We start from the raw sequence: 21,408 nt of genomic DNA on the forward strand, positions 1-21,408 counted from the left end.
GGACGAACAGCGGGCGCGGATCATGCCGGAACCGACATCGACGCCCGTGTGTCGGCCGTGGTGGTGCTGCTCACCCCCGAGGACGTCGTCCGGCTGCACCCGAGCCCGCACGGACCGGCGGACGGCCCCGACGAGACCCGCTTCACGATGCAGGCCAGGCCCAACGTGCTGCTCGAACTCGGGATGGCGCTCGCGGCGGCCCCCGAGCGCACCGTCATCGTGCGGGTCGGCGCGCACCGGCCCGTCGCCGACCTCGACGGCCGCAACTTCGTCCAGTTCGACGACGGCGTCGGATGGCGGCGCGAGCTCGCGGCGCGGCTGCGGACGGTCGGCTGCCCGGTGGACGACTCCGGGCAGGACTGGCTCGCCGCGGGCCGGCTCGACCGCCTCGACGCCGACGCCCACCGCCCGGAGGCCCCGTGACCGACGCCGACCGCCGGTTCGCGCTGGCCCGCGAACGCGACCGCCTCGTCGACCAGGTCCGCGCGCTCGACGGGTTCGGCGGCTTCCTGCGGCCCCCGCCGCCCGCCGACCTGCTCGCCGCGGGCGACCGCGGACCCGTCGTCGTCCTCAACGCGAGCCGGTGGCGGTGCGACGCCCTCGTCCTCGCGGACGGCGCCGTGCGGACCGTCCCGCTCGGGGGGCTGACGCTCGACGGCCTCGGCGACCGCGTCGGACGCTACCTGCGCGCGGTCGGATACCCGGACCCGGACGAACCGGACGGCCCCGCGCCCGGCATCGGGCCGCACGCCCCCGGCGCCGACCGGCCGCGCCTGTGGTGGTGCCCCACCGGCCTGCTGTCGCTCTTCCCGCTGCACGCCGCCGGACACCACGGCGAACCCGGCCGCTCGGTCCTCGACCGCGTCGTCTCGGTGCGGCCCGGCGACCCGCTGGTCTCGGAGCTGGCCGAGCTCGCGCTGTTCGCCGTCCTGTTCACCGACGGGATGCACGCGGCGTGGAAGGACCTGCGCGGCGCGTGGCGGCTCCCCGGACGCGCCCTCGGCTGGGGCCTGCCGCTGACGCTGCTGATCACCGCGCTCCTGGCCCGGTACGTCGTCGGGCTGGGCTGGGTGGAGTCGCTGCTGATCGCGGCGATCCTCACGCCCACCGACCCGGTCTTCGCGGCGGCGCTCGTGGGCAACGACCGGGTGCCGCCCCGGCTGCGGCACCTGCTCAACGTCGAGTCCGGGGTGAACGACGGCCTGGTCCTGCCGTTCGTGGTCCTGTTCCTGGCGGTCGCCCGGGGCTCGGACGACCTGCACCTGGGCGAGCTGGGCGGCGAACTGGTGCCCGGGCCCCCATCGCCTTCTGGCACCTCACCAAATACGGACTCATCGTCACCGTCACGACCGTCGCGATAGCCACCCCCTACCTCTGGCTCCGCTACCTGTGACGCCTTGTCCCGCGGCTCATCGCCGGCGCGGGCCTGATGCTCGTGAGCGTCCTCGCCGGCGGCGCCGCGGAATCCGCGACCGCTGAGAGCCGCCGGGTCAGGTCCAGCCGAGGGGGAGGACGGCGGCGGCCGGGGGCTCGCCGCCCGCTTCGGTGAAGGTCCGCAGGGCGTCCACGAGGGCGCGGCGGCGGCCGGCGGGCATGCGCGCCACGACGGCGGCGATGTCGGCGCGGCGGCGGGCGGTGACCTCGTCCACGACGGCGCGGCCGGCGGCGGCGAGCTCGACGCGGACCTCGCGGCGGCTCTGCGGGCTCGCGCGCCGGGTCACCAGCCCCGCCGCCGCCAGGCGGTCCACCATCCGCATCGCGGTCGAGGGGTTGACGCCGAGGAGATCGGCCAGGGCGACGAGCTTGGCGGGGCCGAGCGTGGACAGCCCGACCAGGAGGCGGAACTGCGGGGGCGTCACGGCGTCGTCCACGGCCGCCAGCGACCGCGCCGAGATCGCCACCAGGAGCCGCGACGCGGTCAGGAGCGCGGCGGTGACCTCGTCGACGTCGGTCGCGTCGAGTCCGCCCGGCACTGGGTCGTCGGTCATGCCGAACTTTCTATCCCACGCCGGGGCCGGTGCGGCCCGGCCGCCACACCCCGCTCACCCCGGGCCGTGGCACCGTCCTTAATATTGCATACTGCAAGAGTTAGCGGGACGAAGGACGTGGAGGTGGCGGGGTGGGCGAGACGGCCGCACGAAGGCGGATACCGGTCGAAACCGGAGTCCGGGGGCTGCTCGGCCGCGCCCGGTCGGCGCAGGGCACGCTCGTCGGGCTGGCCCTGGTCGTCGGCTGCGGCGCGGGCCTCGGCGCGGTGGTGTTCCGCTGGCTGATCGAGACGTTCACCCGCGTGTTCACCGGCCGCGACGACTACTCCGACGCCGGGCACGCCGCCCACCCCCACCTGGCCTGGCTCGGCCCGTTCTTCGTGGTCGCGACGCCCGTCGTCGCGGGTCTGGTGTACGGGCCGCTGGTGCAGCGGTTCGCGCCGGAGGCGCGGGGGCACGGCGTGCCGGAGGTGATGCTGGCCGTCGCGCGGCGCGGCGGGCGGATCGCGCCGCAGGTGGCGGTGGTGAAGTCGCTGGCGTCGGCGCTGACGATCGGGTCCGGCGGGTCGGTGGGCCGCGAGGGGCCGATCGTGCAGATCGGCGCGGCGCTGGGCTCCACGCTCGGGCAGCTCGTCCGGTTGACTGAGGACCGGTTGCGGGTGCTGGTCGCGTGCGGTGCGGCGGGCGGGATCGCGGCGACGTTCAATGCTCCGTTGGCGGGGGTGTTCTTCGCGATGGAGCTGATCCTGCGCGACTACACCGTGGAGTCGTTCGGTGTGGTGGTGCTGTCGAGTGTGACCGCGAGTGTCATCGGGCGTGGGGTGTTGGGCGCGGACCCGTTCATGTCGCCGCCGCATTTCCACGTCTCCCATCCGGCGGAGTACGCGCTGTTCGCGGTTCTGGGCCTGCTCGGCGCGGTCGCGGGGGTGGGGTTCACGCGCGTGCTGTACGCGGTCGAGGACGCGTGCGACTGGGTGTGGCGCGGTCCGGAGTGGCTGCGCCCGGCGGTGGGCGGTCTGCTGCTGGGTGGGCTGCTGCTGGCGCTGCCGCAGATGTACGGGGTGGGCTACCCGGTGCTGCAGAACGCGGTGGACGGCCGGTACGCGGTCGGGTTCCTGCTGCTCCTGCTGGTCGCCAAGATCGTTGCGACCAGTCTGACGATCGGCATCGGCGGGTCGGGCGGGGTGTTCGCGCCGAGCCTGTTCATGGGCGCGATGCTCGGCGGCGCGTTCGGCGCGCTCGCCCACCAGGCCGCGCCCTCGCTCGCCGGATCGCCGGGCGCGTACGCGCTCGTCGGGATGGGCGCGGTGTTCGCCGGGGCCGCCCGCGCGCCGATCACCGCCGTCATCATCCTGTTCGAGCTGACCGGCGAGTACTCGATCATCCTGCCGATGATGACCGCGATCGTCGTGGCGGCCCTGGCAAGCCGCGTCCTCAGCCGCGACACCGTCTACAGCCTCAAACTCCGGCGCCGGGGCATCGACCTGGACGCGCCGCCGACCGACGCCCGGCTGACCGCGCCCGTCGGCGCCGTCGCGCGGCCGGTGCCGGAACCGCTGCCCGCCTCGGCGCTCGTCGACGACGCCGCCCGCGCGCTGGCGCTCTCCGAGCACGGCGCGCTGCCCGTCCTCGACGCCGACGGCGCCTACCAGGGCATCGTCACCGCCCGCGCCGCCGCCGAAGCCCTCACCGACGCCGGACCCGGGCAGCGCGCCCCCAGGGTCGGCGACCTGGCCGAGGTCCCCCCGCGGCTCACCGCCGGCACGCCGCTCGGCGACGCCCTCGCCGTCCTCACCGGCGCACCGGGCACCGGCCTCCCCGTCCTCGACGCCTCCGGCGCGGCGCTGGTCGGCTGGGTCACCCACCAGGCGGTGCTCCGCGCGCTGCACGCACCGGACACCGACCACGCCGAGGACGCGTCCCCACGCGTCCCGGCGGCCGCGTCACCGACCCGCTGACGAGCGGGCCGCTCCCGTCCGGGGCGCCCGTCCGGTTCCGCGTCGGCGCGGCGGGCCGGGTTTCGATGAAACGCCGAGGTCAGTCGGTGGGGGTTTGGGAGGCGGATTCGTAGGACCGCAGGGTGTGGACCACGAGGGCTCGTTGGGTGTCGGTGAGGGACGCGAAGGCGGTGCGCCAGGCTCGGGCGCCGTTGGCCAGCCAGCCCTCGATGGCCGCGCGGGTGTCGGGGTCGGGGGTGATCGCGACGATGGTGCGGCGGCGGTCGGCGGTGTCGGTGCGGCGTTCGAGGACGCCCTGGCGGCTGAGGTCGCCGACCATGAGGCTGACGGTCGTCGGGGCGACCTCCAGGCGCTCGGCCAGCGCGTTGACGGTCATCTCGCCGTCGAAGAGCAGGTAGGCGAGCAGGGACAGGTGGCGCGGCGCGAGGTTGAGGGGGCGCAGCGCCTCGGGCAGCGGCGTGCGCTTCGCGCGGCCGACGAGGCGGGGCATCAGCAGGAGCATCGCGCGGATGGCGTCGTCGGTGCTGAGGCCCGCGCCCGGGTCGGCCGCGTCCGCGTCGGAACCGTGCTTCCCCGACATGACCCGCCGCCCCTCGACCTCGCTCCGGAAGGCTCCCGCCTGCCGTCACGATATCCGGGGCGGCGGGCGGGTCAGTCCGCGGTCGCGGCGAGGAGTGCCTGTTCTTCGCGGGCGAAGTGGTCCTCCAGGTCCGCGGCGACGCGGTCGAGTTCGGTGCGGACGTGGTCGGGGTCGAGGTCGTCGCCGCGCAGGAAATCCTCGAAGGCCGCCAGTGCCTTTTCGACGGCGCGGTGTTCGTCGCGGAGGCGCGCGATGGCGGGTGCGAGCGCGGGGAAGCGGCGTTCGAACTCGGTGAAGGCCCCGTCCTCGCGCGTGTGGTGGAGTTGCAGGTCGAAGCAGTACTTGAGGCAGTGCCGCCGGAGCTGGGACGCGAGGTCGGGTGCGGGCGGTCCGGCGGCGGCGCTCGCGAGGCGGGCGCGGACGTCGGCCAGTTCGGCGCGCAGCGTCGCGTGGATCGCGCCGAGCTGTTCGGCGACGGCGCGCGCCCGCGCGCGTCCGGCGTCGCCGGACAGGTCCAGCGGGATCAGCGCGACGACGGGGATCGTCCGGCTCGTCTTGCGCTCGTACTCGCGGAAGCCGGGGTCGATCGCGCACTGCCGCTCCCACTCGCGGTCGCGCTCCGGCCCGTCGAGGAAGCGCGCGACCATCGAGTGGACGCCGACCCCGCCGTCGCCGTCGCCGATCTCGACGGTCACCTGCGCGCTGGCGAGCAGGTTCTTGTACCAGTCGGGATGGTCGTCCGCTCCCGCGTTCGACGCGAACACCAGGTAGCGGTCCCTGTCGCGCCGGTACACCGCGGGCGTCACGTGCGGCCTGCCGCTGACGCGGCCCGCCGTGGTCAGCAGGACGAGCGGGACGCCCGCGAACCCGCCGCCGACCCGTCCGCCGTTCGCCCTGAACTCCGCGATGACCGCGGTGTTCCAGTCAGCCATGCCGCCTCCATAGTTTTGCTTTGAAAGCAAAATTATGTCCGGGGCGGCGCCGCCTGTCAACGCACGATCCCGCCCAGCACCCCCAGCGCGACCGCCGCGACCGCCGCCGCGCAGGCCGTCGCCCCGGGGAGCGACCGCCCCCGGGACGGCCCGAACCGCCCCGCCAGCGTCGGCGCGAGCCAGCGCAGGTAGTAGAAGACGCTGGCCACCGTGTTCACCACCGCCAGCGCCGCCAGCCAGCCGTACCCGCCGCGCATCGCCGCCGCGAACGCGAGGAACTTGCCGACGAAGACGCCCGTCGGCGGCGTCCCGACCAGGCCGAGCAGCGCGACGGCCAGGCACAGCGCGAGCGCGGGCGACGCGCGGAACAGCCCGGCGTAGTCGGCGAGCGCGTCCCGGCCCGTCGCGACGACGACGGCGAACGCGGCCAGGTTCGTCACCGCGTAGGCGGCCAGGTAGAACAGCAGCGCCGCGCGCGCGGCCGGGACCGACGCGGCGACGACCACCGGCAGCAGCAGGAACCCCGCCTGCCCGACCGTCGAGTAGCCGAGCAGCCGCCGCGCGTTCGCCTGCCGGAACGCGGCGAGGTTGCCGAGCGTCATCGTCGCCGCCGCGACGGCCGCGAGGAACGGCGGCCACTGCGGGACGTCCGGGACGACCTCGGTCGTCAGCCGGAACAGCGCGACGAGCGCGCCGGCCTTCGGGATCGTCGTGACGTACGCCGCCGCGACCGGCGACGCGCCCTCCGCGACGTCCGGCACCCAGAAGTGGCCGGGCGCCGCGCCCGCCTTGAACAGCAGCCCCGCCGCGACCGCGACGGCCCCGGCCGCGACGGCGCCGGGCGGCGCGGCGGGCAGGGCGCGGTGCAGCGCCGCGTAGGACGTGCTCCCGCCGAGGCCGTACAGGACGGTGGTCCCGGCGAGCGTCACGATGCCGAAGAGCGCGCCCGTCAGGTAGTACTTCAGCGCCGCCTCGGTCCCGGCCGCGTCCTTGGCGAACCCGGCGAGGGCGTAGGCGGGGATGCTCGCGAGCAGGAACGCGGCGGTGAGGACGAGCAGGTCCGAGGACGCGCCGAGCAGGATGGTCCCCAGCGACGACAGCAGCGCGAGGACGGTGAACTCGGTCTCGCGCGGGTGCCCGTGGAACGCGGCGGCGGCCAGCGCGACGACGGGGACGGTCGCGCCGAGCACGACGAGCCGCGTCACGTGCGTGGCGGTGTCGACGGTGAACGCGTCGAACGCCGTCGCGTCCGGCCGTCCCGCCGCCCACCCGGCCGCGCCGAGCGCGGCGAGCAGGAACGCGACGGCGACGGCCGCGCCGGTCCACTGGCGGCCGCGCGGCACCGCCAGCCCCGTGCCGAGCGCGGCGACGGCCCCGGCGAGCAGCAGCAGTTCGGGGAGCAGTTCCGTCATCGGGCCACCAGCGCGATGAGCGTCGCCGACGCCGGTTCGACCAGGTCCAGCAGGAAGCGCGGCGCGACGCCGATCGCCGCGGACGCCAGCAGCAGCGGCGCGACCGCGGCCAGTTCGGCGCGCCGCACGTCGGTGACGCGCGGCGTCAGCTCGCCGGGCGCGCCGAGCAGCACGCGGTGCAGGACGCCGAGGAACAGCCCGGCCGTGACCAGCACGCCGAGGACCGCGAGCGCCCCCGCGACGGGCGCGCCGCCGCCGATCGCGCCGGTGAAAATCTGGAATTCCGCGATGAACCCCGACAGGCCGGGCAGCCCGAGCGACGCGAACGCGGCGACGGCGAGCAGGCCCGCGAACCGCGGCGCGGCCCGCGCGACGCCGCCGTACCGCGCCAGGTCGTAACTGCCCGCCCGATCGTGCAGGACGCCCGCGAGCAGGAACAGCGCGCCGGTGACGAGGCCGTGCGCGACCATCTGCGTCACCGCGCCGCTCACCGCGAGGCGCCGCGCGGCGGCGTCGCCCGCCAGGCCCGCCGCCCCGGCCGCGAGCACGATGTAGCCCATGTGGTTGACGGACGTGTAGGCGATGAGCCGTTTGACGTTCCGCTGCGCGAGCGCGACGAGCGCCCCGTACAGGACGCCGAGCAGCCCGAGCGCGACGGCGACCCAGGCGTAGCGCCGCCACGCGTCGGGGAGCATCGGCATGGCGACGCGGACGATCCCGTACGTCCCCATCTTCAGCAGGACGCCCGCGAGGATCGCCGAGCCGGGCGCGGGCGCGTCGGTGTGCGCGGGCGGCAGCCAGGTGTGGAACGGGACGACCGGGGTCTTCACCGCGAGGCCGATCCCGATCGCGAGCAGCGCGAGGCCGCCGCCGGACGCGACGGGACGGCGCGTGATCTCGGCCATGTCGAACGTCCCGGCGTCGAGGTAGAGCGCGATGAAGCCGAGCAGCAGCGCCAGCGAACCGGTGAAGGTGTAGAGGAAGAACTTCAGCGCCGACCGGGCGTTGTCGCCGTGCCCCCAACCCGCGATGACGAAGTACATGCCCACGATCGAAAGATCGAAGAAGACGAAGAACAGCAGCAGGTCCTGTGCGGCGAACACGCCGAGGCAGACGGTTTCAAGCGCGAGGAACAGCGCGGCGAACGCGCGCGGACGTGTCCGAGTCCGCAGCGAGTAGAGCGCGCAGCACAGGAACAGCAGCGCGGTGAGCGCGAGCAGCGGGAGCGAGAGTCCGTCCGCGCCGACGTGGTAGCCCGCGCCGACGGACGGAATCCAGCGGACGCGGTCCTGGTAGGCGAGGCCCGGTCCGTCGTACGCGGTCCACAGCGCGAGGACGGCGGCGAGGTCGGCGGCGGACGCGGCCGCCCACGCGGCGACGGCGGCGCGGCGCGGCAGCGCGGGCAGGACGAGCGCCGCCGCGAGCGGCCAGAAGACCACCAGGGTCAGCACGGTGTGCTCCGGCACGGGCGTCACCCGGCCAGCGCGACGGCGAGGACGACGGCGAGCAGCACGACGGCCGCCTGCGCGTAGTACAGGTGGAGCTGCCCGGTCTGCGGGCGGCGGGCGAGGCCGCCGAGCGCGCGGAACGCGCGGGCGACCGCCTCGACGACCGGGTCGGGGTCGGCGCGGGCGGCGAGCGCGGCGGCCCGCCGCGCCCCGGCCGCCGCCGCGCGCACGCCGCCGTCGACCACGCGGTCGTCGAACCGCGCCAGCCCGCCCGCCGCCGCCCGGACGCCGCGCACGACGGCGAACGCCCCGCGCTCCAACCCGAGCCACCCCTCGAAGACCCGCGCCACCGCCTGCGACCCGAAGACCCGCGCCACGGCCGCTCCCCGCACGGGTACCCCGATTCCGACGAGCACCGCCACCACCCCCGCGATCAACGCCGTCCCGAAGAACTCCCACCACTCAGGCCCGCGTTCGCCGGGAACGCCGAGCACCCGCCGCCACTCCCCCGCGACCGGCGGCAGCGCCGACAGCCCCGCCCCGGCGGACGCGACGGCCAGCACGGGCAGCGGCAGGACCCGCAGCGCCCCACCCCGCACGGCACCACCGCGCGCGGCACGTGCGTCGGGCACGTCAGGCGCGGCAGGCGCGTCGCACGCGGCACGCGCGTCGCGCGCGGCAGGCACGTCACGCGTGTCGTGCGCGGCGGGCGCGGCAGGCGCAGCGGGCGCGGCACGTGCGTCGCGCGCGGCGGACGCGGCGGGCGCGGCGGGCGCGGCGGGCGCGGCGGGCGCAGCGGGCGCAGCGGGCACGGCACGTGCGTCACGCGCGGCGGACGCGGCAGGCGCGGCGGGTGGGAGGGGGGCGAGTAGCGCGCGGGCGGCGCGGGTCGCGTAGGCGGCGGCGAGGGCGGACGCCGCGACGCCCACCGCCGCGAGCTGCCACGGCGCGGCGGCCAGCGCCGCGTCCTTGGTCGCCCACAGCGCGAACGGCGGCAGCCCCGCCAGCGACCACGCCCCCGCGCAGAAGCACGCGCCGACGACCCGGTTGCGCCGGGCCGCGCCGCGCAGCCCGTCCAGCGCCCCGGTCCCCAGCGCGCCGAGCCAGATCCCCGCGCACAGGAACAGCAGGCTCTTGACGGCCGCGTGCGCGACGAGCTGCGCGGTCCCGCCCGCGACGGCCCCCGTCCCGGCGGCGAGCACCGTGAACCCGAGCTGCGCGCAGGTGGACGCGGCGAGGATCTGCTTCAGCTCCCGCTGGGCGAGCGCGACGCCGCCGAGCAGCAGCGCGGTGAGCGCGCCGGCCCACGCGACGAGCGGCGCGGCCCAGCCGGTGGCGTGCAGCAGCGGCGCGGTCCGCAGCAGCAGGTAGGCCCCGGCGGCGACCATCGTCGCGGAGTGCAGCAGCGCCGACACCGGGCTCGGCCCGGCCATCGCCCGCGACAGCCAGAACGAGAACGGGAGCTGCGCGGACTTGCCGAGCGCGGCGAGCACGATCCCGGCGGCGACGGCGTCGCGCCACGGCGCGGGCGCGGCGGCGAGCGCGTCGAGGTCGAGCGTGCGGGCGCCCGCGTACGCGCAGCCCGCCGCGACGTACAGCCCGAGGTCCGCGGCCCGGGTCGTGAGGAACGCGGTCGCCGCCGACCGGACGCGCGCGCCGTCGTCCCACCGGAACCCGATGAGCGCGTATGACGCCGCGCCCATGACCTCCCAGCCCATGAGCAGCACGGCGAGGTCGGCGGCGAGGACGGTGACGAGCATCGCCCCGGCGAACAGCAGCGTGAACCCGAAGAACCGGGGCCGCGCGCCGCCGATGTCCCCGGCGGCGTACACCAGGACGAGCAGCGTGACGAGCGCTGTCGTCACGGCGAGGACACCCGCCGACCCGTCCGCGCGCAGCCCGCCGGGCAGCCCGGCGAACAGCGGGAACCGCGCGGCCGGACGGCCGGCCGCCGCGAGGCAGGCGAGCGCGAGCGTCCCCGCCGCCGCGCCGACCGCCAGCGCCGGGACGAGCGCCGGACGCGCCCGTCCGGCGACGAGCAGCAGCGCCCCGCCACCGAGCGGCAGCAGGACCAGGGCGGCGAGGACGGCCGTCATCCGCGCAGGTCCCCGGCCTCGTCGGTGGTGTCGGCGTCGCGGGCGCGGAACAGCGCGGTGACGACCGCGAACCCGACCGCCATCTCCAGCGCCATGACGCTGACGGCGACGAGCACGAGCACCTGCCCGTCCGCCGCGCCCGGCGCGACGTAGTGCCAGAACGCGGCCCCGGCGACGACGATCCCGTTGACCATCAGTTCGAGGCCCATCATCACCATCACGACGGACTGCTGCGACAGCGCGCCGAACAGCCCGACCGCGAACAGCGCGGCGGCGAGCAGCAGGAACGTCTCCAGCGTCATTCCGCGTCCCCGTACCGGCCGCGCCGCGTCGCCAGGACGACGGACGCGATCATCGTGGCGAGGATCGCGAGCCCGATCCCCATCATGACCGGCATCTTCGGCCCCATGATCGCGAGGCCGAGGGCGCGCGTCGGGTCGCGCGGCGGACGGCCCGCGCGGTGCGGCCACGGCGTCAGGACGATCCCGGCCGCGAGCGCCGCGAACACCGCGCCGGAGATCCCCAGCGCGCCCCACCGGTTGTGGACCATCGACATCGGCATGAGCCCCGCCGGGTTCATCATGAACATCACCATGAAGACGGCCATCACCAGCATCTCCATGATCATCATGAGGACGACCAGGACGCCGAGGTAGTCCAGGTCGAGGACGAGCAGTTCCCCGCCGACGCACAGGAACGACGCCAGCAGCGCGAACGTCGCCCGCGCCATCGACCCGACCGCGAACACCGCGACGCCGCCCGCGACCGCGCCGACCGCGAGCGCCCAGAACAGGACCGTCGCCGGGATCACCGCGTCACCGCCACGACGAGCAGTTGCAGCAGCGCGACCGGGATCAGGACCGTCCACGCGGCCGCCAGGAACCGGTCCATGCGCAGCCGGGGGACGCGCGCGCCCGCGAACACCAGCGCCGCGAGCACCGCGAGGGTCTTCACCAGCGACCAGACGGGCGCGGGCAGCAGCGGCCCCGCGCCGCCGCCGAGGAACAGCGGGACGGCCGCCGCGCCCGCGACCGCGAGCATCGCGCAGCGCCCGCCGAGGAACAGCAGCCGGTCCGCGCCGGACAGGTCCGCGCCGAGCGCGCCGTCCAGCGGATGCGCGAACGGGCCCCAGAACGCGAGCGCCGACGCGGACACGAGGTACAGCGCGAACGCGACCGGCATCTGGACGGCGAACCACAGGTGCCGCTGCGCCGCCGCGACGGCGGTGAGGTCCAGCGAGCCCGCGCCGACCGCGACCGTGATCAGGACGAACATGTGCGGCAGCTCGTAGGCGAGTCCCTGCGCGAGGAACCGGTAGCCGCCGACGAGCGAGAACGCCGCGTTCGGCCCCCACCCGACCAGCCACGCCGCCGCCCACGTCGCGACCTCCGCCGCGTTGAACCAGACGATCCCGACCGGCGACGCCACGACCGGGACGCCGCCGACCGGCACGACCAGCGCCGCCAGCAGCGCCGCCGCCGGGAGCACCGCGACGCCCGCGCCGAGCAGCAGCCGGTCGGCCGCGAGCGTCGTCCGCCGCTGCCGGACGGCGAGCAGCGCCGCCCGCCGCAGGGGCCGCGCGAACGCCCGGCCCCGCATCCCCTCGACGGCGACCGCGTCGAACACCGCGACCGCGTACGCGAGCAGGCCGACCGCCGCGGGCAGCGCCACGACGGCCCACACGGGCGTGCGCTCACCGCTCATCGACGCTCGCCACGATCAACCGGGCCGTCCCTAGCTCGACCCCGACCAACGACTCCCCCAACTCCCGAAAACCCGGCCCGCGCTCCCCGCACCCGGCCGCGTCGCGCCCGCCGCGCGCGCACGAGCCGCGTTCGCCATTGCGCCACGCGGCCGGGTCCTCACCGGGCTCGTGCAGCTCGGCGAGCGTCGTCTCGACGTCGTCCAGCCAGGCCAGGTAGGACGGCGGGACGCCGCGCGCCATCCAGCGCAGCGTGCGGGAGCGGCGGACGCTCCGGGCGAACCGGCGGACGCGCGCCTCGCGGAACGCGTCGGCGAGCAGGTCGTCGCGGTGCCGGGCGGCCTCGGCCGCCCGTGCGGGCCAGCCCGCCGCGCCGAGGAACCGGGCCAGCGCGTCCAGCCGCGCCGCCGCCCGCCGCCGCGCCGCCGCGCGGCGCGGCGTTCCGGCGGGCACGTCCCAGAACGTCTCGGCCACCGCGCCCGGCAGCAGCTCGACGTCGGCCGACTGCACGACGTCGCCCTGCAGCGTCACCGCGACGCGCAGCCCGGCGGGCCACCACGCGAGGACCGGCCCGAGCGGCACGTGCAGCACGTCCAGCTTCAGCCCGTCCCGATCCGGCGCACGCGACGCGAGCGCGACCCCACCGGGCCCGCCCATCTCCATCCCGCCACCGCCGTGCCCACTCTCGTCGTCGTGTTCCGCGTGTTCCGCGGGCGGGGGCCACGGTTTCGCCGCTGTGCGGGCCGCCTCGGCGCGCTGTGCGGGGACGTCCGCGAGAACGGGCACGAGACCGTCCAGCGCCGCCGCGACCTCCCGCGCGGACGCCCGCGACGGCAGGTCCACCCGCACGCGCGGCGCGGGAACGCCCGCCCACACCGCGTCGACCGCCGCCGCCAGCTCGTCCCCCGGCTCGCCGCAGACGAGCAGCGCGTCGCAGGCGACCGGGTCCGCGACCGGCGTCCAGCCGCGCCGCCGCAGCTCGGCCTCCACCGCGACGCGGCACCGCGCCCCGCCCGGCACCGCGACGACGAACGGCGCGGGCAGCCCCGCCGCGTACCGCGCCAGCCGCGCCCTCACGCCCACCGGAACGCCCCTTCGCGCCACGCGTACAGGACGCCGACGAGCAGCAGCCCGAGGAACGCGAACATCTCCACGACGGCCTCGGCCCCGAGCGACGCCACGACGAGCGCCCACGGGTACATGAAGATCATCTCCATGTCGAAGGCGAGGAACACCATCGTCACCGCGTACCAGCGGACGTGGAACCGCGACAGCGCGTGCTCGGCGGGCGCGCCCCCGGACAGGAACGGCCCCGCCCGGAGCGCCTCCGTGAACGGCGAGAGCGCCCGCACCGCGCAGTAGGCGGCGGCGAGCAGCAGGAGCAGCGCGAGCACCGCCGCGTCCGTCCGCACCCCGAGCCGCCCCCTCCGGTCGGCCGCCGCGGACCCGGCCGGTCCGCGGGGCGTCGCGGTACTACCCGGTCGCGGGCAAAGCACTCGGCGGCGGCGGGGAAACGATCAGCCGGTGAGGGGGCAGGTCAGCGTCCGGACGACACCGGGGACCGACTGGACCGAGTCCATGATCAGACGGCCCAGGCGGGCGACGTCGGCGGCCTCGACGCGCGCGATGACGTCGTACGGCCCCGTCACGGCGTCGACCTCCGCGACGCCGGGCGCCCCCGCGACCCGGTCGACCACCTCCATCGCCTTCCCGGCGTCGGTCTGGATCAGCACGTAGGCCCGCACCATCACGGAGCCCCCTCTCCCCCGTTCAGGGCACCTCGGTCTGCGGCCGGTACCCCTCGTCCTCGCCGCCGGGCGTGTCGGCCGCCGCGTTGGGCGGGTCGGTCGGCCCCGGCGTGTGCTCGCCCGCGAAGTCGGCCTCGTCGTCGGGGACCGGGTCGCCCGGGTCGGCGCGCCGGTCGGCGAGGGGCCTGTCCTGGTCGTCGCGTCTCGTCATCTTCCCTACGTGACCGCGCGGCGGCGGCTGAAACCGGCGGCCGCCCGCATGATCCGGCGGCGAGGGGCGAGAATGAGGCCATGCCGAAGCGCGCAGCGTCCCCGCGGACGCCGGTGAACTGCCCCTGCGACCCGCGCATGGCGTACAACGCGTGCTGCGGGCGGCTGCACCGCGGGGAGGCCGACGCGGCGACCGCCGAGCAGCTCATGCGGTCGCGGTACAGCGCGTTCGCCCTGCGGAACGCCGACTACCTGCTGCGGAGCTGGCATCCGCGGACGCGCCCGCGCCGCATGGGGTTCGACCCGGGCCTGGTCTGGACGGGCCTGACGGTCCTCGGCACGACGGGCGGCAGCCCCCTGCACGCCGAGGGGACGGTCCGGTTCAGCGCGACGTTCACCGAGGACGGCCGCGCGGGCCGGATGGACGAGGACAGCCGCTTCCTCCGCCACGACGGCGCGTGGGTGTACCTCAACGGCGTGATCATGTCTTGATCATTTTTGTCCGGCCCGCCGGTAGCGCGCGGCCGGGCGGGGGAACGCCTCCCCAGTGTTCGCGCTCACGGTGATCTTCTCGTTGGTGACGGCCGCCGTGTTCCTCGGGGCGGGCCTCGCCAAGATGCAGGGCGTCCGGGGGCAGGTGGCGACCGCCGCGCGCCTCGGCGTCGGCTGGGACGCCTACCGGCTGGTCGGGACGGCGGAGATCGTCGGCGCGTTCGGCCTGGTCATCGGCCTGTGGCTGGCGTGGCTGGGCATCGCGGTGGGGTTCTGCCTGTTCGTCCTGATGGTCGGCGCGCTGGTGCTGCACAGCCGGGCGGGCGACTCGGCGGCGCGGACGGCGCCGGCCATCGCGGTCGGCGCGCTGGTCCTGGCGGCGCTGCTGCTGCGCGTCGCGACGCACTGATTCGTGCGCCTGAATCCCGTTCGGGGCCTCCCGCCCGGACCCCTCAATGGAGCACTATTGGACGCGGGGCCGGTTGCGTGCCCGTTGTCGCCGAACGATAACGTGTGCCCCAGGTCTCGATTGGTTCACGTTTGTCCCGTGCGCCCCGTTGCTCACGGTGAGGGCCAGTATGGTCTGCTCCGACCCAAAGGGGGATGCAAGTGCGGAAAGGGACCGACGCTCTGCTCGCGATCGGCAGCATCGCCGTCGTGACGATCGTCCCGACGGTGCTCGTCCTGCTGCCCTCCGGCAAGGACGACAAGGACCCGGGCCACCTGCCGGACCCGGCCGCCGCCCAGCTCAACGCGCCGATCCCGACCGAGGCCCTGCCCACGCCGACCGTCAGCGCGCCGACCGTCAACGGGAACCAGGCGCCGACGAACCCGTTCCCCACGATGAACGCCCCGTCCGGCAACGGCGGGAGCACGCCGAAGACGAACAAGCCGGCGACGGGGTCGAAGTACGCGGCGGCCGACGACGGCTCGTCCGTCACGGGCGTCAAGTGGGTCGACAAGGCCAAGACCGAGCTGGACATCACGGTCAAGTCGACGGGCCTCGGCAAGTCCGTGAAGGTCCGGCTGCTCGTCCCCAAGGGCTGGAAGCCGACCGCGCAGCGCACCTGGCCGACCGTGTACGCCTACCACGGCGGCAACGACGGCTACGTCTCCTGGACGCGCAGCACCGACATCGAGCAGGTCGCCGCCAAGTACGACACGCTCGTCGCGATGCCCGAAGGCGGCTCGAACGGCTCGTACACCGACTGGTACAACGGCGGCAAGGGCGGGACGCCGCGCTGGGAGACGTTCCACACCGTCGAGGTGCGGCAGCTCCTGGAGCGCAACTTCCGCGCCGGGCCGGACCGCGCCGCGTTCGGCATCTCGTCCGGCGCGCAGGGCGCGATGAGCTACGCCGCCCGGCACCCCGGCCTCTACAAGTACACGGCGTCGTTCAGCGGCGTGCTGTCGATGCTGAGCCCCGGCATCCCCGCGCTGCTGCTCTACACGAACACGCGGTACGGGACGAACGCGACGGACATCTGGGGCGACCCGGTCCTCAACCGCTCGAACTGGGCCGCGCACGACCCGACGACGCTGGTGCAGCGGCTCAAGGGCACGAAGGTCTTCGTCTCGTCCGGCAACGGCAAGGCGGGGCCGTACGACAACCCCGACTCGGCGCCGTGGGACATCCGGTACCTGAGCGAGGGCCAGGTCGAGCGGGCGTCGAAGGACTTCGTCGCCCGCGCCAAGGAACTCGGCGTCCCGGTCAAGTCGGACTTCTACGGCAACGGCTCGCACTCGTGGAAGTACTGGCAGGACGAGATGCACAAGGTCTTCCCGGACATCATGGCGACGCTCGGCGCCCGCAAGTTCTGACGTGACGCCCCGAGGACCCCGCGCCCGCGCGGGGTCCTCGGCGTCTCCTACGCGTCGATGCCGCGCCGGACGGCGACGACCGCGCCGCCCGCCAGCGCCGCCGCCGCGAGGACTGCCCCGAACACGGCCGCGCCCGTCGCGAGCCCGGCCGCGTCGCCGAGGTAGCCCGCCGCGACCGGCAGCAGCCCGGCGGGCACGTACCCGCCGACGTTGAGCGCCGCGTTGGCCTCGGCGAGGCGGCGCGGCGGCACCGCGTGGTTGAGCAGCGACAGGCCGCCGAGCTGGCCGAGCCCCTGGCCCGCGCCCGCGAGCACGGCCGCGCCGACCAGCGCCGCCGCCCAGCCCTGCGCGACGGCCGCGACGAGCAGCAGCGTCCCGGCGGCCGTCGCGGCGGCGCCCGCCGCCAGGATCGCGCGCCGGGACAGGCCCCGGACGGCGAACTGGACGCCGGTCGCGGCGAGGAACATCACGAACGCGGTCAGCCCCGCGACGACGCGGCTGCGCGTGTCCAGGAGCCCGGACAGCAGTGACGGCCCGAGCGACAGCACGAACGACGTGGCGGTGATGCCGGGCGCGAAGACCGCGATCCCGAGCAGCAGGTGGCCGCCGCTCCCCTTCGGCACGGACGGGACGCGCACCCAGGCCCCGATCCCGCCGCGCCCGGCGTCCGCGCGGGGGGCGGGGCGGGGCAGCGGCATCCGCAGCGTCACGGCGACGGCCGTCGCGAGGAGCACCGCCTCGACGGCGAACACCGTGCGCGTCGGGCCGGGCAGCGTCTCCGACAGCACGCCGGACAGCAGCGGGCCGAGGCCCGCGCCGAACACCATCGCGCAGGAGGCCAGGAGCGCGGCGAGCCGCCGCCGCTCCGGGCCGGCGACGTCGGTGACGGCCGCCATCCCCGCCGACACCGTCGCGCCGACCGCGACGCCGGTGAGCAGGCGCGCGGCCAGCAGCGCGGCGACGCTCCCGGCGGTCGCGAAGATCCCGCAGGCGACGAGCGCGAGGACGAGCGCGGGCAGCAGCACGGGCCGCCGCCCGAGCCGGTCGGACACGACGCCGGACACGGTCAGGGACGCCAGCAGCCCGGCGATGTAGGCGGCGAACACGACGGTGAGCGTGCCGCCGGAGAACCCGAGGTCGCGCTGCCACACGACGTAGAGCGGCGTGGCCGCGTTGGACAGCACGAACACGGCGGTGACCGGCCAGGCGGCGAGCCAGATCCGGCGGACGGGGACCGCCGGGCGGGCGTGTTCGGGCGGGCGGGACGCGAGGGTCTCGGTCATGGGGGCCTCCCGGGTCGACATCAGTACGAATAAACTCGAACTTACACCCATGTACGATGAATCTCGTACAGAAGGGAGCGCCCCATGCCGTCGCCGTCGCGGGCCGCCGTCCGCGTCCTGCCCGAGCCGCCCGGCCTGCCCGCGCCGCTGCCCGAGCCCGCCGCCGGGGAGTTGCGGCTGGAGACCGTCCTCGCCGCGCTGAGCACGCCGCTGCGGCTGCGGATCGTCCGCACGCTGCTGCTGGAGCGCGAGGAGTTCGACCACACCTGCGGCTGGTTCGGGATCGACCGGCCGAAGTCGTCGCTGACCCACCACTTCCGCGCGCTGCGCGAGGCGGGCGTCCTGCGGCAGCGCCAGTACGGCCTCGAACGCCGCAGCCACGTGCGGATCGACGACCTCGACGCGCGCTTCCCCGGCCTCCTCGACCTCGTCCTCGACTGGGACCCCGACGCCTGACCTGCGCGAACAAGATTCTCCGAAATAATCTCGGCGAAGATGTCGAAACCGGGGAGGCCCGGACGACGCGTCAGTGAGAGGCCGGGAGGAGCCCGGCCCGCGGACCGACAGGACGGACCCATGCGCTACCTGCTGATGACCACCGACGACGACTCCGCCGGCGGCCCGCCCGACGAGAAGCTGATGGCCGAGATGGGCGCCTTCATCGACGAGATGACGCGGTCCGGCGCGCTGCTGGCCACCGGCGGCCTCGACCCGCGCGTCAAGAAGATCAGCGCGACGCGGGACGGGAAGTTCACCGTCACCGACGGCCCGTTCAGCGAGGCCAAGGAGCAGGTCGTCGGCTTCGCGCTCATCGACGTGCGCGACGAGGCCGAGGCCCTGGAACTGAGCCGCCGCTTCTACGCCATCACCGGCGGCGGCGAGGGCACGATGCAGCGGGTGTTCGGCCCCGGCGACGAGTTCCCCGGCTGAGCCGATTTGCGCGGGTCGCGCCGCCGGTGCTGTCATCGGCGGCGTGACCGCGCACGCACACCGCTCCGTCGAGGCCGTCTGGCGTTTCGAGTCGGCCCGCATCATCGCCGCGCTCGCCGCGCTCGTCCGCGACGTCGGACTCGCCGAGGAACTGGCGCAGGACGCGCTCGTCGCCGCCCTCGAACAGTGGCCTGAGTCGGGCGTCCCGGAGAACCCGGGGGCGTGGCTGACGACGGTCGCGCGCCGCCGCGCCGTGGACCGCATCCGCCGCGACCGCCGCTACGCCGAACGGCTCGCGGAGATCGGGCACCGGCTGGAGACGGCCGAGACGTTCGACCCCGACCCGGAGCGGATCGAGGACGACGTCCTGCGGCTCGTCTTCACCGCGTGCCACCCGGTGCTGCCCGAGCAGGCGCGGGTCGCGCTGACGCTGCGGATGATCGGCGGCCTCACCACCGGCGAGATCGCCCGCGCGTTCCTGGTCCCCGAGAGCACGGTCGCGCAGCGCATCGTGCGGGCGAAGAAGGCGCTGAGCGACGCGGGCGTCCCGTTCGAGGTGCCGGAGGGCGCGGACCGCGCGGCGCGGCTCGGCTCGGTGCTCGCGGTCGTCTACCTGATCTTCAACGAGGGGTACGCGGCGACGTCCGGCGACGACTGGCTGCGCGCCGACCTGTGCCGGGAGGCGCTGCGGCTGGGCCGGCTCGTCGCGGCGCTCATGCCGGGCGAGGCCGAGGCGCACGGACTCGTCGCGCTGATGGAGATCCAGTGGTCCCGGACCCCGGCGCGGACGGGACCGGACGGCGAGCCGGTGCCGCTGCCCGCGCAGAACCGGGCGCGCTGGGACGGGCTGCTGGTCCGGCGCGGCTTCGAGGCGCTGCTGCGCGCCAAGGAGGTCGGCGGCCCGCCCGGCCCGTACGTGCTCCAGGCGGGGATCGCGGCGTGCCACGCGAGCGCCGCGACGGCCGAGGAGACCGACTGGACGCGCATCCGCGCGCTGTACGACGTGCTCGCGTCCGTCGCGCCGTCGCCGATCGTCGAGCTGAACCGGGCCGTCGCGGTCGGGATGGCGGACGGTCCGGCGGCGGGCCTGGCGGTGCTCGACGCGGTCGCGGGCGAGGCCGCCGTGCGCGACCACCATCTGCTGCCGAGCGTCCGCGGGGACCTGCTGGAACGGCTCGGCCGCGCGGCCGAGGCGCGGGCGGAGTTCCGCCGCGCCGCCGACCGCACGGCCAACGCCGCCGAGCGCCGCGCGCTGCTGCGCCGCGCCGGGGAGTAGGAAGGCGCGCGGCCCGGACGGGGAACTCGGGAGGAGCCGTCCGGGCCGCGCGGTGAGGGGGAGGGTCAGCAGTTGCCCTTGACCGACTTGCCGGCGAAGCGGTCGTTGAGGAACTTGGTCACGTCCTGCGCCGCGTTCCAGTCGGTGGACAGGTGCTCGGACATGTACGTGTTGTTCCACGTGGTGTTGATGCCCGCCTTGCAGTAGGCGGCGTGGGTCGCGTCCTCGGTCTCGTGGGGGATGATCTCCTCCAGCCAGCCGCGGTACTGGAAGACCGGGAACCCGATCTCGTACTTGGCGCCCGAGCCCGCCGGGCCGATGTCGACGCCGACCTTCTGGTCGTCGATGATCTCGCCGCCGGTGCGGCCGTCCGACGCCTTGACCTGGTAGAGCTGGTCGAGCGTCAGGTGGTCGGTGGTGTAGTTCTCGACCTTGGCGCCCATGAACACCGCGAGCGTGCCGAGCAGGCAGTTGGTCTTGACGTTCTGCTCGGCCTGCCGGCCCTGGTCGTTCATGAGCTGGTCGAAGGGCAGCTCGGGGTACTGCTGCTTGAGGCCGATGAGCGCGTCCGCGAGGAACCCGGCGAACAGGCTGCCGTTGAGCTGCTTGGCGGTGACCTTCAGGTCGCCGGGGACGCCGCCCGCCGCCGCGCCGACGACGTTGAGCTCGGGCGCGTAGGACTTGGCGAGCTGCGCGCCCCACAGGGCGGCGTGCCCGCCCTCGGAGTAGCCGGAGATGCCGACCTTGCCGTCCGCCGCCAGGCCGGAGCCGGGGAGCTGCCGGGACGCGCGGACGATGTCCAGCAGCGCGTGCCCGGCGTTGGCGCCGTTGACGTAGGTGTGGACCATGCCCTTGATGTAGCCGACGCCGTCGGTCGCGGCGACCGCGTCGCCCGCCTTCAGGAACGTGACGACGTTGTCGCCCTCGTACATGTCCTGGTACTGGCCGCCGAGCTGCTTGGAGAACGCGCACTGCGCGCCGGAGCCGAGCGTGCCGGGGTTGAACGCGACGGTCGGCCGGGAGCCGCCGCCGGTCCAGGCGGCGGTCGGGACGGCCACGGTGCCGGTGACCGGGACCTTCTTCCCCTTCGCGTCCGTCGTGACGTAGCGGACCTTCCACGCCTTCAGCCCGGGGGCGTTGGAGACGCCGGAGAGCTGGATCTCGCGGCAGGCCAGCAGGTCGCCGTTGCTCCCGCTCAGGTTCGCCGGGGCGGCGGCGTAGATGTCGTCGTCGGACGCGGAACAGCCCGTGGGCGCGGCCGATGCCGACGGCGCCGCGACCACCGCCGGCGCCGCCAGCGCGGCACCGAAAGCCGCGGTGGTCATCAGAGACCGAAGTTTCATCACCACTCCAGGGGTGGAAGACCGGAAAAGTGAACGCTGACGACTGTTCCGCACGCGACTGCGCACGAGGAATGAAGTTTCGTCACAGCCTCGGGAGACGAATTAGCAATCCGGCGACAAAGGCCGCGCGCATCCGGCGCGTTCACCGTGTTGCCGGCGGCGCCCGTGGCCTGCCGCGCGGCGGCGTCC

The 21,408-nt window shown here is 75.4% G+C and carries 24 protein-coding genes; 9 read left to right on the forward strand and 15 right to left on the reverse strand.

Annotated features, from left to right (window positions below; translation table 11 throughout):
- Positions 1 to 48: 48 nt before the first annotated feature.
- Entirely contained in the window at positions 49 to 423 is a 375-nt protein-coding gene (locus G339_RS40730) for a TIR domain-containing protein (protein WP_019634919.1), read from the forward strand.
- Positions 420 to 1,361: a cation:proton antiporter domain-containing protein gene (locus G339_RS40125; protein WP_026341929.1), complete on the forward strand. Its 942-nt coding sequence runs from the start codon at positions 420 to 422 to the stop codon at positions 1,359 to 1,361. The genes G339_RS40730 and G339_RS40125 overlap by 4 nt, the downstream gene beginning before the upstream one ends.
- Before the next feature lie 129 nt (positions 1,362 to 1,490).
- Here the strand turns inward: G339_RS40125 and G339_RS0130800 are convergent, their stop codons facing one another.
- Positions 1,491 to 1,988 carry a MarR family winged helix-turn-helix transcriptional regulator gene (locus G339_RS0130800; protein WP_033324868.1) on the reverse strand — a complete coding sequence of 166 codons (498 nt, stop codon included), beginning with the start codon at positions 1,986 to 1,988 and terminating at the stop codon, positions 1,491 to 1,493.
- A gap of 131 nt (positions 1,989 to 2,119) precedes the next feature.
- On the opposite strand from G339_RS0130800, the gene G339_RS0130805 reads away from it, so the two are divergent.
- Positions 2,120 to 3,946, forward strand: coding sequence for a chloride channel protein (locus G339_RS0130805; protein ID WP_019634921.1), 1,827 nt, complete (start codon positions 2,120 to 2,122; stop codon positions 3,944 to 3,946).
- A gap of 79 nt (positions 3,947 to 4,025) precedes the next feature.
- Here G339_RS0130805 and G339_RS0130810 read toward each other — a convergent pair whose 3' ends face one another.
- The 12 genes from G339_RS0130810 to G339_RS0130865 form a co-directional block, all read right to left on the reverse strand.
- Entirely contained in the window at positions 4,026 to 4,526 is a 501-nt protein-coding gene (locus tag G339_RS0130810; protein ID WP_019634922.1) for a MarR family winged helix-turn-helix transcriptional regulator, read from the reverse strand.
- 71 nt (positions 4,527 to 4,597) lie between these two features.
- The gene (locus G339_RS0130815; protein WP_019634923.1) at positions 4,598 to 5,458 is read right to left on the reverse strand and encodes a nitroreductase/quinone reductase family protein; all 861 of its coding nucleotides are present in this window, start codon (positions 5,456 to 5,458) and stop codon (positions 4,598 to 4,600) included.
- 56 nt (positions 5,459 to 5,514) lie between these two features.
- Positions 5,515 to 6,870 (reverse strand): NADH-quinone oxidoreductase subunit N, encoded by a 1,356-nt coding sequence (locus G339_RS0130820; protein WP_019634924.1) that lies wholly within the window; start codon positions 6,868 to 6,870, stop codon positions 5,515 to 5,517.
- Positions 6,867 to 8,336, reverse strand: a complete 1,470-nt coding sequence (locus G339_RS0130825; protein WP_240489948.1) for a complex I subunit 4 family protein — start codon at positions 8,334 to 8,336, stop codon at positions 6,867 to 6,869. The genes G339_RS0130820 and G339_RS0130825 overlap by 4 nt, the downstream gene beginning before the upstream one ends.
- Positions 8,337 to 8,341: 5 nt before the next feature.
- Complete coding sequence (locus G339_RS0130830) at positions 8,342 to 10,414, reverse strand: proton-conducting transporter transmembrane domain-containing protein (RefSeq protein WP_019634926.1); 2,073 nt, start codon at positions 10,412 to 10,414, stop codon at positions 8,342 to 8,344.
- Positions 10,411 to 10,716, reverse strand: coding sequence for an NADH-quinone oxidoreductase subunit NuoK (gene nuoK / locus G339_RS0130835; protein ID WP_019634927.1), 306 nt, complete (start codon positions 10,714 to 10,716; stop codon positions 10,411 to 10,413). Before nuoK ends, G339_RS0130830 begins: the two co-directional genes overlap by 4 nt.
- Complete coding sequence (locus tag G339_RS0130840) at positions 10,713 to 11,225, reverse strand: NADH-quinone oxidoreductase subunit J (RefSeq protein WP_019634928.1); 513 nt, start codon at positions 11,223 to 11,225, stop codon at positions 10,713 to 10,715. The genes nuoK and G339_RS0130840 overlap by 4 nt, the downstream gene beginning before the upstream one ends.
- Positions 11,222 to 12,118 carry an NADH-quinone oxidoreductase subunit H gene (locus tag G339_RS0130845; protein WP_019634929.1) on the reverse strand — a complete coding sequence of 299 codons (897 nt, stop codon included), beginning with the start codon at positions 12,116 to 12,118 and terminating at the stop codon, positions 11,222 to 11,224. The genes G339_RS0130840 and G339_RS0130845 overlap by 4 nt, the downstream gene beginning before the upstream one ends.
- Positions 12,108 to 13,199 (reverse strand): hypothetical protein, encoded by a 1,092-nt coding sequence (locus G339_RS35930; protein WP_019634930.1) that lies wholly within the window; start codon positions 13,197 to 13,199, stop codon positions 12,108 to 12,110. The genes G339_RS0130845 and G339_RS35930 overlap by 11 nt, the downstream gene beginning before the upstream one ends.
- The gene (locus G339_RS0130855; protein WP_019634931.1) at positions 13,190 to 13,528 is read right to left on the reverse strand and encodes an NADH-quinone oxidoreductase subunit A; all 339 of its coding nucleotides are present in this window, start codon (positions 13,526 to 13,528) and stop codon (positions 13,190 to 13,192) included. The genes G339_RS35930 and G339_RS0130855 overlap by 10 nt, the downstream gene beginning before the upstream one ends.
- Before the next feature lie 105 nt (positions 13,529 to 13,633).
- The gene (locus G339_RS0130860; RefSeq protein WP_019634932.1) at positions 13,634 to 13,864 is read right to left on the reverse strand and encodes an Lrp/AsnC ligand binding domain-containing protein; all 231 of its coding nucleotides are present in this window, start codon (positions 13,862 to 13,864) and stop codon (positions 13,634 to 13,636) included.
- Between the two features lie 22 nt (positions 13,865 to 13,886).
- On the reverse strand, positions 13,887 to 14,075 hold the full coding sequence (locus tag G339_RS0130865; protein ID WP_019634933.1) for a hypothetical protein: 189 nt from the start codon (positions 14,073 to 14,075) through the stop codon (positions 13,887 to 13,889).
- Positions 14,076 to 14,155: 80 nt separating this feature from the next.
- Here G339_RS0130865 and G339_RS0130870 point away from each other — a divergent pair, with 80 nt between their 5' ends.
- From G339_RS0130870 to G339_RS0130880, 3 genes are all read left to right on the forward strand, one after another.
- Positions 14,156 to 14,566: a YchJ family protein gene (locus G339_RS0130870; protein WP_026341931.1), complete on the forward strand. Its 411-nt coding sequence runs from the start codon at positions 14,156 to 14,158 to the stop codon at positions 14,564 to 14,566.
- A gap of 55 nt (positions 14,567 to 14,621) precedes the next feature.
- Positions 14,622 to 14,975: a DoxX family protein gene (locus G339_RS0130875; RefSeq protein WP_019634935.1), complete on the forward strand. Its 354-nt coding sequence runs from the start codon at positions 14,622 to 14,624 to the stop codon at positions 14,973 to 14,975.
- Positions 14,976 to 15,175: 200 nt separating this feature from the next.
- Positions 15,176 to 16,387 carry an alpha/beta hydrolase gene (locus tag G339_RS0130880; RefSeq protein ID WP_019634936.1) on the forward strand — a complete coding sequence of 404 codons (1,212 nt, stop codon included), beginning with the start codon at positions 15,176 to 15,178 and terminating at the stop codon, positions 16,385 to 16,387.
- A gap of 47 nt (positions 16,388 to 16,434) precedes the next feature.
- Here G339_RS0130880 and G339_RS0130885 read toward each other — a convergent pair whose 3' ends face one another.
- Positions 16,435 to 17,670, reverse strand: a complete 1,236-nt coding sequence (locus G339_RS0130885) for an MFS transporter (protein ID WP_019634937.1) — start codon at positions 17,668 to 17,670, stop codon at positions 16,435 to 16,437.
- 84 nt (positions 17,671 to 17,754) lie between these two features.
- Between G339_RS0130885 and G339_RS0130890 the strand changes: the two genes are divergently transcribed.
- The 3 genes from G339_RS0130890 (at position 17,755) to G339_RS0130900 (ending at position 19,876) form a co-directional block, all read left to right on the forward strand.
- The gene (locus G339_RS0130890) at positions 17,755 to 18,126 is read left to right on the forward strand and encodes an ArsR/SmtB family transcription factor (protein WP_019634938.1); all 372 of its coding nucleotides are present in this window, start codon (positions 17,755 to 17,757) and stop codon (positions 18,124 to 18,126) included.
- Between the two features lie 120 nt (positions 18,127 to 18,246).
- A complete protein-coding gene (locus G339_RS0130895) occupies positions 18,247 to 18,600 on the forward strand; it encodes a YciI family protein (protein WP_019634939.1) in 354 nt (117 codons plus the stop codon).
- A 43-nt stretch (positions 18,601 to 18,643) separates the two neighbouring features.
- Positions 18,644 to 19,876, forward strand: a complete 1,233-nt coding sequence (locus G339_RS0130900) for an RNA polymerase sigma factor (RefSeq protein ID WP_019634940.1) — start codon at positions 18,644 to 18,646, stop codon at positions 19,874 to 19,876.
- A 65-nt stretch (positions 19,877 to 19,941) separates the two neighbouring features.
- Here G339_RS0130900 and G339_RS0130905 read toward each other — a convergent pair whose 3' ends face one another.
- Positions 19,942 to 21,201, reverse strand: a complete 1,260-nt coding sequence (locus G339_RS0130905; protein ID WP_019634941.1) for a lipase family protein — start codon at positions 21,199 to 21,201, stop codon at positions 19,942 to 19,944.
- Positions 21,202 to 21,408: the final 207 nt, after the last annotated feature.

Origin of the sequence: Actinomadura atramentaria DSM 43919, from assembly GCF_000381885.1 — a bacterium.
In the GTDB taxonomy this organism is placed as follows: domain Bacteria; phylum Actinomycetota; class Actinomycetes; order Streptosporangiales; family Streptosporangiaceae; genus Spirillospora; species Spirillospora atramentaria.

Coding starts and splice junctions, on each gene's coding strand:
- G339_RS0130860 (WP_019634932.1), bottom strand. CDS start 13,864: ATGGTGCGGGCCTACGTGCTGATCCAGACCGACGCCGGGAAGGCGATG.
- G339_RS0130895 (WP_019634939.1), top strand. CDS start 18,247: ATGCGCTACCTGCTGATGACCACCGACGACGACTCCGCCGGCGGCCCG.
- G339_RS0130800 (WP_033324868.1), bottom strand. CDS start 1,988: ATGACCGACGACCCAGTGCCGGGCGGACTCGACGCGACCGACGTCGAC.
- G339_RS0130810 (WP_019634922.1), bottom strand. CDS start 4,526: ATGTCGGGGAAGCACGGTTCCGACGCGGACGCGGCCGACCCGGGCGCG.
- G339_RS0130890 (WP_019634938.1), top strand. CDS start 17,755: ATGCCGTCGCCGTCGCGGGCCGCCGTCCGCGTCCTGCCCGAGCCGCCC.
- G339_RS0130830 (WP_019634926.1), bottom strand. CDS start 10,414: ATGACGGCCGTCCTCGCCGCCCTGGTCCTGCTGCCGCTCGGTGGCGGG.
- G339_RS0130865 (WP_019634933.1), bottom strand. CDS start 14,075: ATGACGAGACGCGACGACCAGGACAGGCCCCTCGCCGACCGGCGCGCC.
- G339_RS0130905 (WP_019634941.1), bottom strand. CDS start 21,201: ATGACCACCGCGGCTTTCGGTGCCGCGCTGGCGGCGCCGGCGGTGGTC.
- G339_RS0130815 (WP_019634923.1), bottom strand. CDS start 5,458: ATGGCTGACTGGAACACCGCGGTCATCGCGGAGTTCAGGGCGAACGGC.
- G339_RS0130820 (WP_019634924.1), bottom strand. CDS start 6,870: ATGACGGAACTGCTCCCCGAACTGCTGCTGCTCGCCGGGGCCGTCGCC.
- G339_RS0130885 (WP_019634937.1), bottom strand. CDS start 17,670: ATGACCGAGACCCTCGCGTCCCGCCCGCCCGAACACGCCCGCCCGGCG.
- G339_RS0130870 (WP_026341931.1), top strand. CDS start 14,156: ATGCCGAAGCGCGCAGCGTCCCCGCGGACGCCGGTGAACTGCCCCTGC.
- nuoK (WP_019634927.1), bottom strand. CDS start 10,716: ATGACGCTGGAGACGTTCCTGCTGCTCGCCGCCGCGCTGTTCGCGGTC.
- G339_RS0130845 (WP_019634929.1), bottom strand. CDS start 12,118: ATGAGCGGTGAGCGCACGCCCGTGTGGGCCGTCGTGGCGCTGCCCGCG.